Source organism: Nonomuraea sp. PA05, from assembly GCF_008086045.1.
GTDB lineage: Bacteria > Actinomycetota > Actinomycetes > Streptosporangiales > Streptosporangiaceae > Nonomuraea > Nonomuraea monospora.
Map to the genome: position 1 here is coordinate 208161 of NZ_VSEY01000005.1, position 14799 is coordinate 222959.

The 14799-nt window shown below is 72.2% G+C and carries 15 protein-coding genes; 7 read left to right on the forward strand and 8 right to left on the reverse strand.

Features of this window, described 5'->3' with window-relative positions; genetic code table 11:
- Positions 1 to 77: 77 nt before the first annotated feature.
- The 7 genes from FXF51_RS60690 to FXF51_RS10110 all read left to right on the forward strand — a co-directional run bounded on the left by FXF51_RS60690 (position 78) and on the right by FXF51_RS10110 (position 5758).
- Positions 78 to 230 (forward strand): hypothetical protein, encoded by a 153-nt coding sequence (locus FXF51_RS60690; protein WP_187414287.1) that lies wholly within the window; start codon positions 78 to 80, stop codon positions 228 to 230.
- Positions 231 to 238: 8 nt separating this feature from the next.
- On the forward strand, positions 239 to 1114 hold the full coding sequence (locus FXF51_RS10085; protein WP_262379390.1) for an amidohydrolase family protein: 876 nt from the start codon (positions 239 to 241) through the stop codon (positions 1112 to 1114).
- Between the two features lie 20 nt (positions 1115 to 1134).
- On the forward strand, positions 1135 to 1593 hold the full coding sequence (locus FXF51_RS10090; protein ID WP_262379391.1) for a nuclear transport factor 2 family protein: 459 nt from the start codon (positions 1135 to 1137) through the stop codon (positions 1591 to 1593).
- Positions 1594 to 1612: 19 nt separating this feature from the next.
- The gene (locus FXF51_RS10095) at positions 1613 to 2731 is read left to right on the forward strand and encodes a magnesium and cobalt transport protein CorA (protein ID WP_148434008.1); all 1119 of its coding nucleotides are present in this window, start codon (positions 1613 to 1615) and stop codon (positions 2729 to 2731) included.
- 143 nt (positions 2732 to 2874) lie between these two features.
- Positions 2875 to 3114 carry a hypothetical protein gene (locus FXF51_RS10100; protein WP_148434009.1) on the forward strand — a complete coding sequence of 80 codons (240 nt, stop codon included), beginning with the start codon at positions 2875 to 2877 and terminating at the stop codon, positions 3112 to 3114.
- Positions 3111 to 5177 carry a hypothetical protein gene (locus tag FXF51_RS10105; RefSeq protein WP_148434010.1) on the forward strand — a complete coding sequence of 689 codons (2067 nt, stop codon included), beginning with the start codon at positions 3111 to 3113 and terminating at the stop codon, positions 5175 to 5177. Before FXF51_RS10100 ends, FXF51_RS10105 begins: the two co-directional genes overlap by 4 nt.
- Positions 5174 to 5758 carry a hypothetical protein gene (locus tag FXF51_RS10110; RefSeq protein ID WP_148434011.1) on the forward strand — a complete coding sequence of 195 codons (585 nt, stop codon included), beginning with the start codon at positions 5174 to 5176 and terminating at the stop codon, positions 5756 to 5758. Before FXF51_RS10105 ends, FXF51_RS10110 begins: the two co-directional genes overlap by 4 nt.
- Here FXF51_RS10110 and FXF51_RS10115 read toward each other — a convergent pair.
- Genes FXF51_RS10115 through FXF51_RS10150 form a run of 8 tightly spaced genes read right to left on the reverse strand, consistent with a single transcriptional unit; the run spans position 5718 to position 14792 of the window.
- A complete protein-coding gene (locus FXF51_RS10115; RefSeq protein ID WP_148434012.1) occupies positions 5718 to 6470 on the reverse strand; it encodes an IclR family transcriptional regulator in 753 nt (250 codons plus the stop codon). The two genes, FXF51_RS10110 and FXF51_RS10115, sit on opposite strands and share 41 nt — an antisense overlap.
- 9 nt (positions 6471 to 6479) lie before the next feature.
- Complete coding sequence (locus FXF51_RS10120) at positions 6480 to 7955, reverse strand: heparinase II/III family protein (RefSeq protein WP_262379392.1); 1476 nt, start codon at positions 7953 to 7955, stop codon at positions 6480 to 6482.
- 57 nt (positions 7956 to 8012) lie between these two features.
- Positions 8013 to 8774: a hypothetical protein gene (locus FXF51_RS10125; RefSeq protein WP_148434013.1), complete on the reverse strand. Its 762-nt coding sequence runs from the start codon at positions 8772 to 8774 to the stop codon at positions 8013 to 8015.
- Positions 8767 to 9387, reverse strand: a complete 621-nt coding sequence (locus FXF51_RS10130) for an RNA polymerase sigma factor (RefSeq protein WP_148434014.1) — start codon at positions 9385 to 9387, stop codon at positions 8767 to 8769. Before FXF51_RS10130 ends, FXF51_RS10125 begins: the two co-directional genes overlap by 8 nt.
- 58 nt (positions 9388 to 9445) lie before the next feature.
- Entirely contained in the window at positions 9446 to 10393 is a 948-nt protein-coding gene (locus FXF51_RS10135; protein WP_187414288.1) for a winged helix DNA-binding domain-containing protein, read from the reverse strand.
- 8 nt (positions 10394 to 10401) lie between these two features.
- Positions 10402 to 12633 (reverse strand): DUF3488 and transglutaminase-like domain-containing protein, encoded by a 2232-nt coding sequence (locus FXF51_RS10140; RefSeq protein WP_148434016.1) that lies wholly within the window; start codon positions 12631 to 12633, stop codon positions 10402 to 10404.
- Positions 12630 to 13772 carry a DUF58 domain-containing protein gene (locus FXF51_RS10145; RefSeq protein WP_222871223.1) on the reverse strand — a complete coding sequence of 381 codons (1143 nt, stop codon included), beginning with the start codon at positions 13770 to 13772 and terminating at the stop codon, positions 12630 to 12632. Before FXF51_RS10145 ends, FXF51_RS10140 begins: the two co-directional genes overlap by 4 nt.
- Positions 13773 to 14792, reverse strand: coding sequence for an AAA family ATPase (locus FXF51_RS10150; protein WP_262379393.1), 1020 nt, complete (start codon positions 14790 to 14792; stop codon positions 13773 to 13775).
- Positions 14793 to 14799: the final 7 nt, after the last annotated feature.

The window sequence follows — 14799 nt, forward strand, 5'->3', positions numbered from 1 at the left end:
CGGTGAGACGCCTTACCCGGCCGGCGTGCGTCCCGGGGATAATCTTGGGGGTAACCTCTCCTGAATCGAGTGTCACCTTGGACCTTGCACTGCACACGCTGGTCAGCGGCGTGATGTACCGGAGGGAGACGCGCGGGCCCGGCCCGCCGACCGCCGACCGCTTCGAACGGCTGAAGGAGGCGCTGCGGCTGGTCGCCGAGCACGTCGTCCCGGAGATCACCGCGTGGTGACGTCCGGCGTGTCAGGTGACGCCGACGTACCCGCCTGGTGGGCGCGGCTCGGGCTGCCCGGGCTGATCGACCTGCACGTGCACTTCCTGCCCGAACGGATGGAGCGGCGGGTCTGGCACCACTTCCGCCACGGCGGGCCGCTGATGGGCGGCGGGTGGCCGATCACCTACGAGTGGCCGGTGGAGCAGCGGGTCGCCCGGCTGCGCGAGCTGGGCGTGCGCACGTTCCCCGCACTGGCCTACGCGCACCGGCCGGACATGGCCGCCGACCTCAACGCCTGGACCCTGGACTTCGCCCGCCGCACCCCGGGCTGCCTGCCGTCCGCGACCTTCTACCCCGAGCCGGGCGTCGCCGCGTACGTGCGGCGGGCGCTCGACGACGGGGCCCGGATCTTCAAGGTGCACTTGCAGGTGGGCGGCTTCGACCCGCGCGCGGCGGAGCTGACGGAGGTGTGGGGCCTGCTGGCGGAGGCCGGGGTGCCGGTCGTGGTGCACGCCAGCTCGGTGCCCGTGCCCGGCGGCTTCGTCGGGGCGGACCCGGTCGGGGCGGTGCTGCGCCGGCATCCGGCGCTGCGGCTGGTGATCGCGCATCTGGGCATGCCGGAGTACGACCCGTTCTTCGAGCTGGCCGCCCGCTACGAGCGGGTGGCCCTGGACACCACGATGGCCTTCACCGACTTCTCCGAAAAGGGCATGCCGTTCCCGGCCCGGCTGCGGCCCGCGCTGCTCGACCTGGGCCTGGCGGGGAAGGTGGTGCTCGGGTCGGACTTCCCCACCATCCCGTACGCGTACGCGCACCAGCTCGACGCCCTGGCCCGCCTCGATCTGGGGGACGCCTGGTTGCGGGCCGTGTGCTGGCACAACGGCGCGGCCATGATTCGATAGGGGACGTGAACGATCGGCACGTGGCGCTCATCAGCGCCTTCTACGACGCTCTGGGCCGGGCGGATTTCGCGGCCATGGAGCGCTGTTACCACCCCGAGGTGAGCTTCGGCGACCCCATCTACCAGGAGGTAGAGGGCCGCGACAGGGTGATGAGAATGTGGCGGCTGCAGCTCGGCGTGCGTGACGGGTTGAAGTCGGACTACCGCGACGTGACGGCCGACGACTTCACCGCGACCGCCCACTGGACCTCCCGCTACACCTTCCACAGCACGGGCCGCGAGGTCGTCAACGAGATCGACTCGCTGTTCAGGTTCGAGGACGACCTCATTGTTCGCCACCACGACGAATTCGATTTCCGTCGATGGTCGAAAATGGCACTTGGCAGGCCACATGGTCTTTTGTTCGGATGGACACCGATGTGGCGCAAGACCATCAGAGACCGCGCGACACAGCAGCTCGACGAGATGAGCCCGTCATAGGGCGATGAAGGAGGGGCGAATGGCCAGGGTCAAGGGGTTCAGGCGCAGCGGTGACGTACGCGAGGAGGCGCCAGAACACTCGATGGACCCGCGCGCGGCCGAGGAGCGCCCCTACCGGCCCACCGTCATCGACAACGCCATCTACCAGGACGGCGAGCGGGTCGACAACCCCGGCTCGCTCGCCGACGCCTTCGAACGCCTCAAGCAGATGCCGGACGCCATGGCCTGGATCGGGCTGTACCGGCCGAAGGAGTGGGAGCTGGTCAAGCTCGGCGAGGAGTTCGAGCTGCACGAGCTGGCGCTGGAGGACGCCATCGTCGGCTCCCAGCGCCCCAAGGCCGACCGCTACGGCGACACGCTGTTCGTGGTGCTGCGCGCCGCCCGCTACCTGGACGAGGTGGAGGAGGTCGCGTTCGGCGAGGTGCACGTCTTCGTCGGGCCCAACTTCGTGATCACCGTACGGCACGCCGAGGCCCCCGACCTCCAGGCCGTCCGCAAGCGCATGGAGTCCGACCCTGAGCTGCTGCGGCAGGGCCCGCAGGCCGTCCTGTACGCGATCCTCGACGCCGTCGTCGACGGGTACGCGCCGGTGGTGGCCGGGCTGCAGAAGGACATCGAGGAGATCGAGGTCCAGGTCTTCGGCGGCGACCCGTCGGTGTCGCGGCGCGTGTACGAGCTGTCCGGCGAGGTGATCGAGTTCCAGCGGGCCACGGCGCCGCTCGTCGGCATGATCCACGGCTTCATCGCGGGGGCGCGCAAGTACGACGTGACCGAGGAGCTGCAGAGCTACCTGCGCGACGCCGCCGACCACGCCATCACCGTCACGGAGCGGATCTCGTCCTTCCGCCAGATGCTGCAGAACATCCTCGTCGTCAACTCCACCCTCGTCACCCAGGCCCAGAACGCCGAGATGGCCCGGATGACCGAGGCCAGCATCCAGCAGGGCGAGGAGGTCAAGAAGATCTCCGCCTGGGCCGCCATCCTCTTCGCCCCCACCCTGGTCGGCACCGTCTACGGGATGAACTTCGACTTCATGCCCGAGACGCACTGGGCGTTCGGCTACCCGTTCGCCATCCTGCTCATGGGCGCGGTGTGCGTGGCGCTCTACACGATCTTCAAACGACGCGACTGGCTGTGATCCGGCTCTGATCCGGCTCTGATCCATAGCGTTTCCCGCAATCCCCGCCGGGCCGCCCCTGCCCGGGCCTACGATGCCGTTCGGTCCGGCGTCTCTCCCCTCAACGAGATCGGCTTCAGCGATCGGGCGAGATCAGGGCGGCGATGGCGACACAGGAACACATCGACGAGGCCAGGCGGCTCATCGAACGGCTGCGTGACCACCACGCGAACGAGGTGGTCGCGCTGGCGCGACTGGTGGACGCCGGGGCGCTGCGAGGCGCGGCCGGCGACCGGCTCGCAGCCGACCTGCGCGCCTGGGACCAGGGCCTCAAGGACCGCTTCACCCGCGCCCTGTCACTCCTGGACGCACTCGAACCCGGCAAGGGGGCGTCCTTCCGATGAGCCCCATGGTCGGCATCGACCCCGCGCTGATGACGCGGCTGATCAACGGCCTGCGGCGGGTCAGCGGCCTGATCCCGGAGCTCGATCTCCAGGTGGAGCGGGCGCTGACGTCCCTGGGCGTCCGGGTGTGGGGCCCGTCCGCGCTGCCCGCCATCGCACGGGAGATGAGCGCGCGCGTCCCCGCGCTCCAGGGCCGGCTCGACCTCATCCTCGCCGAACCCGATCGCCGGTCCGGCGCCGACGGCCTCCTCTGGGCGGACGAATCAGACTGGCTGTCGAAGTCGCCCGCCGAGGGCGCCGCCACCGCCGGCCGCCTCGCCCGCCTCCTCCGCGCCAAGATCTCGGACCACACGCTCGACGCCGAGACCGTGGCCCAGATCGAACTCCACAAGAACGACCCCTACTTCGCCCTGGCCTTCGTGGCGGACATCCCGCCCGAGGAGCTGAAGCTCCTGATCAACCGGGCGTACGGCTCGGACCTCCCGCCGTCCGAGCGTCCGCTCCAGCGGGACGCCGCCACCCCCGACCGGCTCCTCACCATGCTCAGCACCCTGCTGGGGACGGCCTCACGCGGGGTCGGGCGGCTGCGGCCGGCGGACGACTACGCGGCTCGGCTGGTGGAGGGGGTGGGCGATCGGCAGCAGGCGTTCGCCGTGAAGAGGCTGCTGGCGGATGGGGAGTTCGAGCCTTCGTTCCTGCTGGCGGTAGTCCGGAAGTTGTACGACGCCGACCTTGCCCATCCGCCCGACCTCAGCCTGCCGCGAGACGCCTATACCATGCCCGGCGCCCGGGACGCCTTTCCCGGCGACCTCAGCCCCATGGGGACGGCTCTGGTCGCGCTGGCCCATCATCCTGCCGTGGCGCAGGACTTCTTCACCGATCCGGAGCGTAGGCCGTTGGATTATCTGATGCGGCGGCATGCTTGGGAGGGAGGGGGTGATGGGGAGCTTGGGTGGGCCCTTGAGGTGGCTGCTACGGAGTTTCGGGATCATGGGTTGCCGCCTGGGGGGTCGCGGGGGTACAAGTCGGCGTTGATCGCTTCCTGGGCGGTCCGGTTCTGGAGTGGCGCCAAGGTTCAGGCGAACCTCCCGAACACCCGCGCCAACTTCGGCAACGTTCTGGCCCAGTACACCGGGGACGTGCATCGGGACACTCAGTCCTTCACCGACAAACTCCCGGGCGTGGTGACAGGCCAGAACCCGGACAAGAACCTGCTCGGCGAGGAACCGTACGGCGCCAAGTTCACCGCACCGGAGATCAGGACGGCGATGAGGTGGGCGTTCACGGACGACGAGGCGTTCCGGACGGTGGCCGCCGCACACGGGATGTACGCCGCCAAGACGCTGGACGAACTGGCCGCCAAGATAAGGAGGGAGGTCGACGCCGACTTCGCGGCCTGGCATGAGTCGCATCCGGCGGCTACGAAGGCCGAACTGGACACCATCCGGCAGGACATTCTCGAAGAGCGCATGAATCGCAGCGGAGGCGCGGAATTCGCCCGGGCGACACGCAGCCTCAGCATGACGACCTGGGTCATCACGGACGCCGCCAACGTCTCCAGGATCGGCGAGGCGAAAGAGAACGACGCACGTACCGCCACCTTCAAGGAGATGACGGAAAAGGTCGTGGGCCTGGTTCCCGGCCCGCAGGGAATGTTCGTCGGCCTCCTGGTCGAGCATGCCAAGAGCACGGTCTTCGGGCACATCAAATCCAGTCATGAACAGCAGGCCCGCAAGCACGCGGATACGGCCATGGGAGCAGCCAAGCACATGTTCGAGGACCTGACGGCGGCCACGATGATGCGCCGGGGACTGTTCGGGGACGAATCCGTGCCTGCCAAGACGCACCCGTACCGCTACGCGGACTTCTCCCCTGGCTCCAGAGGCCACTTCATGACGGACGGAGAGATCAAGTCGTGGGCCGACATGAAGGCCGACGAGCGTGAGGCTTACGACGAGTGGCTGAAACTGAACGAGACCGGCCGTGTCTTCAAGGGGCCGGGTGACGCCATCGCGCTCGGCTTCAAGGAAGCCGAGACCAGCTACTCCGGGCAGGCCACATGAGATTCCGGCTGCTGACGGTCTCCGTCTGCGCGATCTTGGTCCTGGCGACGGCGTGCTCGCCCTCCCCCGCTCCGCCGCCGGACAACCGGCCGCTGGGTGATGTCACCGCGGCCCCCCGGGAATGCGGCCTCATTTCTGCGGACGCCATCAGGATCGCCACAGGATTCAAGGGCTACACGGCCGTCGGCACGAAGATGGACCAGGGCCGTTTCGCGTCCTGCTCCGTAGCCCAGGATCTGACGCCGGGAGGCGATCTGGGGCTCGTGGTCGAAGTCTTCGACCCATCCCCCAACGATGCGGAAGATCTGGAGAACACCAAGCTGAGCACCCGGGGGAGCGACCTGCCCGGCGAACTGGGGCCGGGTTTCTCCGCGCGGAGGAAGAACGCGCAAGACCGGACCATCGCCTTCGTCTACGGATGGACACCCGACTACCGGCGCCTGCTCACCATCAGCATCATAGAGAACGCCCTAGGCCGAGACTCCCTGGCGGACGCCACCGAATTCTTCCGCCAGCTAAAACCCCACCTGCTGCCCAAGCTCACCCAGGAAACCCGGCCAACGCCCGCTCAGCCTCGCTGACGGCATGCCGCAGCTCCTCCACAAAAGTCCCCAGCTCATCCGCCACGAACCGATCCGACGGCATGGAGATCGACAAGGCCGCCACCGCCGCCCCACCCCCGTTACGCACCGCCGCCCCCACGGCCGACACACCACGCTCGGTCCCCTCGATGTTGAGGGCGAGCCCGCTGAGCCTGATCTCGTCGAGCTCGCGGGTCAGGGCCGCGCGATCCCGGGCGGTGAGGTCGGGGTAGAGGGCGAGGAGTTCGCCCGGGGGCAGGGCGGCGAGGAGGGCTTTGCCGCCGGAGGCGAGGTGGGCGGGGAGGATGGTGCCGCGGCGGTCCGTGACGTGGCGCAGGCGCGGGCATTCGACGCTGTCCAGGAAGCGCACTTCGGTGCCCACTCTGACCATGAGGTTGACGGTCTCCTGGACGCGGGCGCAGAGGGATTCCATGGCGGGGCGGGCGCGGGCGCGCAGGTCGCGCAGGGCGGAGCCGCCGGGGATGGCGGGGGCGGAGGCGAGGAAGGGGCCGGGGAGGTAGGTGTGGTCCTCGTCCCGTACGGCGAAGTCGCGGTAGACCAGCATCGACAGCAGCCGGTGCGCGGTGGAGCGGGCGATGCCCAGCTCGCCGGCCACGTCGGTGACCTGGACGCGGCCGCGGTCGCGGAGCATGTGCAGGACGAGCAGCGCGTTGTCCACCGAGCCCAGGGCGTACGGGGGCCTGTTCTTCACAGCAGGATGCTAGTACCGCCCCGGCACGATGACCGTCAGAACGCTCGGCGCCTCCGGGGACAGGACGGTGACGGCCTCGGCGGTGCGGAGGTAGCCGGTGGAGACGAGGGTGGGCCGCACGGCGAGGCCCTCGCCGGGGAACTGCAGCAGCGTGACGTGGAAGCCGCCGGGGTCGCGCAGCACCACGGCCCCGTCGCGACGGGAGGCCACCTCGAAGGCGGGGTCGAAGTGCCACAGGCTGCGCAGGGTTCCGGAGACGACGGTGTCGTGGACGGCCACCGTGTCGGGGTCGTGGTTGACCGTGACGTGGCGGGTGCGGAGCGTTCCGTAGGCGTCGTCGGCCAGTTCGTACGACTGGCTGGACGGGCCGACGGAGGAGTGGAGGAGCTGGGTGGGCGTGCCTGGCCGGAACGTTCCGGAGGTCGGGACGGGGACGTTGTGGGCTTGCGGGGAGCGGGTCCAGTCGGTGTAGCCGGTGCGTTCGTAGGAGTGGAAGCCGCTCTCCACGAGGATGCGGCGGCCCTGGGCGGAGTAGGTGAGGCCGAGGTGGTCCTCGTGGCCGTGCAGCCGCCGTCCTGGGCCGAACCTGATCGAGTAGTACGCGGCGGAGGGGTCGTCCCAGGCGCTCCTGCCGAACACGTATCCCCCGTCGAAGACCCGCACCACCGGGCCCTCGTGCGCGAACCCGTCGGCACGGGCGTCCGCCGGGCTGTCGCCGATGGGGACGAGCGTGCCGTCCGGCTGGGTGGCGTGCGCCACGTACGACTCCAGCGCCCGCCGCCTGGCCACCAGCCGCTCGGGCACCTCGGCGCCGCTCTCGCGGATGGCGCGCAGGGCGACGCCGAGGCGGCGGTGCACGTACAGGCCGTAGCGGGGGGCCTGCTCGTGCAGGACGCCCTGCGCGTCCACGGCCAGTTCGGCCGAGGCGGTCATCCGGCGTACGGCCAGGTCCCGCCAGCGCGCCCGGCCCAGGCGGCAGCCGACGACCAGCAGCGCGATGTCCTGGTCGAGGCCGTGGTTGTGGCCTTCGCGGTAGAGGGACGGGTCGGCGAGGATCTCGCCGTGCTCGGCCAGGCTGTCCCACAGGCGGGGGGTATGGACGTGCTCGCTCAGGCACACCAGCGCCGGGGCGCGCAGCGCGACGGCGTGCTCGGCCCACGCCCACGGGCTGACGCCGGCGCCGTCGCGGGGGTTGGCGTGGATCCAGTCGTCGGTGACGGCGCGGGCGCGGTCCAGGCACGCCTGGTCGCCGGTGCGTTCGTAGGCGGACACCAGGCGGCCCATCCAGCGCAGCGTGTGCAGGTGCAGCGCCCAGGAGCGGTTGCCGTGCGGGTTCGCGGCCCAGTCGACGGGGGTGGTGAGCCGCACGGGCGGCAGTTTCACGAACGTCACCAGGCCGTCCATCACCTCCTCCACCTTGATCGCGGGGAACTGGTCGCTCAGGCAGATGGCCTTGCCTGAGGTCGAGCGGGCACGCCAGAACACGTCGTCACTCCTGTTCGAGGGCGCGCGGAAGCCACGCGCGGCACCTGCGGGATGGGGCTAGAGGGGGCCTTCGTCGGTCCAGCCCGCGGTGAGGACGAGCTCGGAGCGGGTGCCGTCCTCGCTGGACAGCACCTGCGAGGTGGCCGGGTCGATGATCAGCGTGCGCCGGACGCCGGTGGGCAGGGCGAAGGAGAACGCCTCACCGTCGCGTCCCCGATCGTCGGTGGCCGTACCCAGGTAGCGGACCTCGGGCAGATCGGCGAGCGCGCGGTAGGCGGCGGCGCGCACGCCGGGCGGGGACGGCTTGGTCCACAGCAGGCCGCCGAGCGCGTCGGCGAGCAGCCCACGCGAGCCTGCGGGCAGCATCGCGGCGACCCGCTCGCGCAGCTCTCCGGGGTCCGAGGGCAGCGCCTGGATCTGGTCGAAGCTCAGGTCCCGCCCGGCCATGCTGAACGGCGAGCGGCCGGTGACGCGGGTGACGCGGCCCTGTTCGGCGGTCCACGCCCCGCCCTGCCGCGTGACCCACAGGTCGGTCTCCCTGACGCCGTCGTACACCTTCTTGACGTGCCAGTACGTGCCCCGCGACGTGGCGGACGCGGCCGAGCCGGCGGCCGTCAGGAGGATCTCCCTGCCCGTGTCCACGGGCTGCTCGCGGGGCATCAGGAGGAACAGCGCGAGGGCCGCGGCGGTCGCGGGGACGATCGCCGGCCAGGACAGGCGGCGGCGCCGGCGGCGCAGCGTGATGCGCCGCCACACCCGGGTCTGGGCGTGCGGGGCCGGCTCCGGCCTGCCGTACAGCTCGCGGATCAGCTCATCCATCGCCCCGCGCCTCCTCCCCCAGCCGGCCGCGCAGCTTCTTCCTGGCGCGGCTCAGGCGGGAGCCGACCGTGCCGTACGGGATGCCGAGCGCGGTGGCGATCTCGTCGTGGCTCAGCCCCGCCAGCGCGACCAGCAGCAGCACGTCGCGGTCGCGCCGGTCCAGCTCGGCCAGGGCGGCGGCCAGTTCGGGGCGCAGGCTCTGGGCGCTGACGCGCACGGCCACCGACTCCTCGTGGCCGGGCGCGTCCGTGTCGGGGCGGCAGCGGCCGAGGGCGCGCAGCGTGCGTGCCTCCAGGCGGCGGTGCTTGCCGATGAGGTTAGTGGCGATGCCGTACAGCCAGGCCCGCACCCCCGCGCGGGACGGGTCGTAGCGGTCGCGCTTGCGGAACGCGGTCAGGAACGTCTCGGCCACGATGTCCTCGGCGATGTCGGGGCCGAGCCGCTGGGCGACGTAGCCGTGGATCTCGCCGAAGTACGCGTCGAACGCGGCGGCGAACGCGTCAGCGCCGTCCAGGGTGCCGTCCAGGGTGCCGTCCAGCGTGTCGGGCGGCGCGCCCGGCGCGCGGGCCGTCCAGGCGGGCGGCGCCGTGGCCGCGATCGTCTCCCCCGTCATGGGCAACCTTCCGATGTACCAGTGTTCATCTGGTATCACCCGATACACCGGATCGCTTTCACGGCGGCGGCGAGAGGAAGCGCCGCACGTCCGCGATCTCGCCGTCCAGAGCGGGCAGCTCGTCGAACGCCTGCACGCTCACCTCGGCGCCCTTCCTCCCCCACACACCTTTGATCAGGCCGTTCACCAGGACGGCCGGGCGCAGGATGCCACCTCCGGGGAACACCTTCCGCGCGTGCTCGGGGGCCAGGACGGGGGCCCTGCTCCGCCAGCCCAGCACGTACTCGTCGAAGGCGGGCACGAGGCGCACCAGCGGGGCGTCCCCGGGCGGCGGCGCGGGTGCGGCGCTCAGGCTCCAGGCGGTGCGGGCCTGTCCGATGGGCAGGCCCGACCAGGCGGCCAGGTCCTCGGGGGTGGCGGGGTGGTGGGCGCGGCGGTAGCGGGTGGCCAGCTCCTTGAGCGCGCGTTCGCGGTCGGGCTCGGGGACGACGGGGGCGCCGAGCCAGTCGGCGGCGTGCACGTACGTGGGCTTGCCGCCGCGTTGCGGGCCCAGGACGGCCAGGCCGTGGCGGGCGGCCAGCGCCACCAGGTGCACGACGCCCTGGCCGCGGGCCCGGCCTTGGAGGCGTTCCTCCAGGTCGGCCTTGGTGAGAGGGCCCTGGCCTTCGAGGGCCCTGGTGATGAGCGGCAGCAGGTCGTCGCCGGTGACGCCCTCCTCGGTCAGGCGGCGCAGGGTGCCGGTGGCGTTGCCGGTGAGGGCGTGGATCCAGGGCAGGTCGTCGGTGTGCGTGAAGTGCAGGGTGCCGCGCGGGCCCCACGTCCTGACCAGCTCGCGGGACTGCCAGGCCGCCTCGACGTCCGCCGGGGTGAGGGTGGCGGAGCGGGCGCGGAAGGCGAGCAGGGCCGAGGGGACGTCCTGGGCCTGCATGGCCGCCAGCCGCCTGACGATCTCACCTGCGGTCAGGCCGGGCGGGCGGTGCAGGAGCTGGGCCGTGACGCTACGCATGTCTCCGATCATTTCAGGAGGAGGCGGGCGCGCAGGCGGGTGAGGAGGGGGGTGCGGGCGCGTACGGCGCTGCGGATGGCGTCGCTGCGCTGCCAGGCCTCGGACGCGGTGGCGCCGGTGACGCCCTCGGGGGCGTACCGCACGAAATTGGAAATTTCGGCTAACGGATGGAGATGTACGGAGATGTCGCCCGGCTGGCGGGACACCACGTCACCCGCCGTCAGGGCGTGCTCGCCGCCGAGCCCGAGGTCGTCGCACGCCTGCCGCCACGCCCCCAGCACCCGCTCCCCCGGCTCGCGGGCGCTGCGGCGGCCGTGCCTGCGCCGCCACGGCACGATCACCACCACGCTCGCGTACGCCACCAGCAGGCCGCCCGCCGCCACCGCCGCGAGCAGCCACGGGTCCAAGCCGCCCGCCTGCTCGCCCTGGTCGGCGGCCTGCGGCTGCGTGGTCTTCGGCCGGTCGCTGCCGCCCTTGGCGAACTCACCCTCCAGCTGCTCGCTCTCCTCGATCGCCGACGAGGCCACCTCGTGGTCGTCCTTGGCCCCGCTGCGGCCCGGCGTCGGGTAGAACGGCCGCCACCCCAGCCCCTCGAACTTGATCTCCGCCCACGCCATGACATGCCCCGACTTGACGTGATAAATACCCCCGGACTCCTGCCCTGGCCTGAACCCCACGACCACCCGCGACGGCAGCCCCAGCGTCCTGGCCATCAGCGCGAACGTGGCCGCGAACTGCTCCGACGTCCCCCGGTGCGTGGTCTGCAGGAAGAACTCCAGGCCCTTGAGCGAGTGGCCCGGCGGCGCGGTGACGTCGTAGGCGGCGCTCGTGCGCAGGTGGCTCTGCAGCCGGTACGCCTGCTTGATCGGCTCGTCGGCGCCCTTGACGGCCTGCTGGGCGAGCCTGCGGAAGAGCTGCTCCTGGGGGCCGTCGGGGAAGGCGGTCAGGGCCTGGTCGTGTACGGGGGCGGCGACCAGCAGGTCTTCCCTGGTGGGCTTCGGCACGCGGGAGGTCACCTCGTAGCTGAAGCCCTTGGCGGGCTTGGTCCTGGCCAGCAGCGACCCGCTGGCGGGGTCCACGGCCAGGCCGCTGACGCCCGTGACCTCCTCGGGGCGTTCGGCGGCGGGCAGCCACGTGCCGGGCAGGCCGTCGAACGTGACGCGCTGGCGCACCACGTCCGCCTCGCCCGTCCACTCCCCCTCGGGGACCCGGCCGCCCGTGGGCTGGAAGCGGGCGCCCGACGTCCAGCGGACGCCGTCGTAGCGGTCCAGCACGGCCAGGCGCCAGTTCTGCGGCTTGTCCGCCTTGACGGTGAACAGCTCGCGGTCGGGGATTTGCAGCCACGCCGAGACGCGGTCGAGGGGGCTGACGCTGTCCACGCGGGCCGGCGGGGGGAGGTCGACGTTCTCGCGCGGGTTGTACGGCTCGGCGGCGATGGGCAGCAGCGGGCCCGCCACCAGCGCGAGCCCGGCCAGGGCGGCGGCCACCGGGATCCCGGCCGGCAGCCGGCCCGGGGAGCGGTCGTCGCGGATCAGGGCCAGGGCGGCGATCAGCACGAACAGCGCCGCCGTGACCGGCAGGTTCGAGCCCTCGCCGTCCACGCCCAGCAGCAGCGCCACCCCGAAGACGGCCAGGGCGGGGAGGGCGGCCGTGATCCTCGTCGTGGTGCGGGACAGGGTCTCCGCGCCGATCGTGGCCGCCGCCCAGACCAGGGTGTGGACGAGGACCAGCAGCTCCGGGTCGGGCTGGGCGGGGAGGAGGGTGGTCAGCAGGGCGTGCCAGGCGTTCGCCACGTCGGCGGGGAGGGTGGGGGAAAGGGCGCCGTACAGGGGGATGGTGGTGACCGGCCAGAGGATCAGGTCCAGGGTCAGGGGCAGCCAGAGGGGGCGGGTGCGGGTCAGGGCGGCTACTGCGGCGGGGGCGATGGCTGCGGGGATGACCGCCAGGAGGAGATCCGGGCCGGGGAAGACGCGGTGGAAGGCCCAGCCCGCGGTGGCTGCCAGGGCGGCCAGGACGGTCAGCGCCGCCAGGCGCCGCCACAGCGGGACCGTGGGCTGGGCGCTGCTGGGCTGGGTGCCTGGGGTGGCGTTGTGGTGGGCGACCGGTGCGGCGCTGGGCGGGACTGTGCCTGGTTGCGTGAGCGGCCCGCCGTGGGTGGGCGTGCTCCTGCGTGAGGCGGTCCGGCCGTGGCGCGAGGACCGCGAGGGCGTGTCAGGCCCGTGCGAGGCGCCGTGGGTCATCGGGACCTCCAGGCCACCGGCAACTCCTCCAGCGACGCCATCGGCACGACCGTCACCCCGGCCGGACCCGCCGGAGCCGGACCCGCCCCGGCGTACACGCAGATGACGCGATCGAAGCGGCGCCGCACCCCCGCCACCCGCCCCACCTCCGACGGATCCCCCGTCACCAGCACCAGCGACCCCCCGCCCCGAGCCATCCGCAACGCCTCCGTGACCCCGGCCGTGCCGGGGCGCACCAGGGCGAGCCGGTCCAGCACGGTCTCGGCGTCCGTCTTCGTGTCGGCCGGCGGCCCGTCGCCGGTCAGGACGCGTACGGGAAAGCCCGCGCGGGCGGCGGCGACGGCGGCCGAGGCGGCGGCGTCCACGGCCGGCTCCGTCAGCGCCCGCGTGTCGAGCAGGACCGTGGTGGTCGGCAGGCTGGCGTCGATGAGCTGGCGGACCATCAGGGTGCCGGTGCGGGCGCTGGACCGCCAGTGCACGTGGCGCAGGTCGTCGCCGACGACGTACTCGCGCAGGGTGTGGAAGGTGACCGTGCCCGCCGGGGCGTTGTCGCTGGTCGGGCCCTCCAGGTGGTGGGCCTTGCCGGACGGCGGGACGGGGAGGGCGACGGTGCGCGGGCGTACCAGGAGGGTGACGGGACGGCCGTACTCGCGGACCCGGCGCGTCAGCCCGAACGGGTCGGCGCGCACGAGCACGAGCGGTCCGACGGGGATCTCTCCGCGGGTGTCGGTGGGCAGCGGGTACGAGACCGTGCGCGCCGCGCCCTTGGGCAGCCTGGGCAGGTCCACGGTGTGCCCGGAGGAGCCGATGCGGTCCTGGGCGCGCAGGCCGGACAGGCCGCGTCCGCCCAGGTTGGTGACGGTCAGGACGGCCACGGCGGCGTCGCCGCGCGGCACCTTGAGCGGGGTGACCTCCCTGCGCACCTCCAGGCGGGGCTTCGGAGCGGTCCACGCCACGGCGGCGGCCAGCGCGAGCAGCGCGCCCGTGGCGAGCACGACGGGCTCCGGGTAGCCGAGCGCGAAGCCGGCGGCGTACAGGGCGACGGCTCCGGCCAGCGTCCCCCACCCCAGCGGGGTCAGCACGGCGGTGAGCCGGGTGCGCGCGCCGGGGCGCGGGGACGGCGAAGGCGGGGGGTGCACTCACGCCGCCTGCGGCACCGGCATCCCGGCGAGGATCTCGCCGAGCGCGGCGGCCGCGCTGACCTCGCGCAGCTCGGCCTCCGGGGTGAGGATCAGGCGGTGCGCGAGCACCGGCACGGCCAGCGCCTTGACGTCCTCGGGCACCACGTAGTGCCGCCCCGCCGCGGCGGCCTTGACGCGGGCGGCGCGCAGCAGCGCGAGGCTGCCCCGGGGGCTGGCGCCGAGCCGCAGGTGCGGGCTGATGCGGGTGGCGCCGCACAACGCCACGATGTAGTCGTAGACGGGATCGGCCACGTGGATGCGCGAGGCGAAGTCGATCATGCCGGCCACGTCGGACGAGCGCGCCACCACGGGCAGCCGTTCGACCTGCGGCCCCGTCGGCATGCCCTTGAGCACCTCGACCTCGGACGCGTGGTCCGGGTACCCCACGGAGATCTTCATCAGGAACCGGTCGAGCTGGGCCTCGGGCAGCGGGTACGTGCCGTCCATGTCGACCGGGTTCTGCGTGGCGACGACCAGGAACGGCCGGGGCACCGGGTGCGGCTCGGCGTCCACCGTGACGCGGCGTTCCTCCATCACCTCCAGCAGCGCGGCCTGCGTCTTCGGGGAGGCGCGGTTGATCTCGTCGGCGAGCACGATGTTGGCGAAGACCGGCCCCTGGTGGAACTCGAACTTCTGGTGCGCCTGGTTGAAGATCGACACGCCGGTGATGTCGCTGGGCAGCAGGTCGGGGGTGAACTGGATGCGCCGCCACACCGCGTCCACGCTGGCGGCCAGCGACCGGGCGAGCGTGGTCTTGCCGGTGCCGGGGACGTCCTCGACCAGCAGGTGTCCCTCGGCGAACAGGCAGATCAGGGCCAGCTCGATGGCTTCGTGCTTGCCGCGGATGATGCGTTCGATGTTGCCGGCCAGGAGCTGGAAGCGCTGCGCGAACTGGCCGGCGAGCTGCTGCTGGGGTTGTTGCTGCTCGTAGACGGGTGGCGGCTGCTCGAAGCGGTCCTGATAGTTGTACTGGGTCAACTGAGTC

Bases quoted from the DNA above. Each gene is read 5' to 3' on its own strand.
- FXF51_RS10105 (WP_148434010.1), top strand. From the start codon at position 3,111: ATGAGCCCCATGGTCGGCATCGACCCCGCGCTGATGACGCGGCTGATC.
- FXF51_RS10140 (WP_148434016.1), bottom strand. From the start codon at position 12,633: ATGACCCACGGCGCCTCGCACGGGCCTGACACGCCCTCGCGGTCCTCG.
- FXF51_RS10110 (WP_148434011.1), top strand. From the start codon at position 5,174: ATGAGATTCCGGCTGCTGACGGTCTCCGTCTGCGCGATCTTGGTCCTG.
- FXF51_RS10095 (WP_148434008.1), top strand. From the start codon at position 1,613: ATGGCCAGGGTCAAGGGGTTCAGGCGCAGCGGTGACGTACGCGAGGAG.
- FXF51_RS10135 (WP_187414288.1), bottom strand. From the start codon at position 10,393: ATGCGTAGCGTCACGGCCCAGCTCCTGCACCGCCCGCCCGGCCTGACC.
- FXF51_RS10125 (WP_148434013.1), bottom strand. From the start codon at position 8,774: ATGGATGAGCTGATCCGCGAGCTGTACGGCAGGCCGGAGCCGGCCCCG.
- FXF51_RS10130 (WP_148434014.1), bottom strand. From the start codon at position 9,387: ATGACGGGGGAGACGATCGCGGCCACGGCGCCGCCCGCCTGGACGGCC.
- FXF51_RS10100 (WP_148434009.1), top strand. From the start codon at position 2,875: ATGGCGACACAGGAACACATCGACGAGGCCAGGCGGCTCATCGAACGG.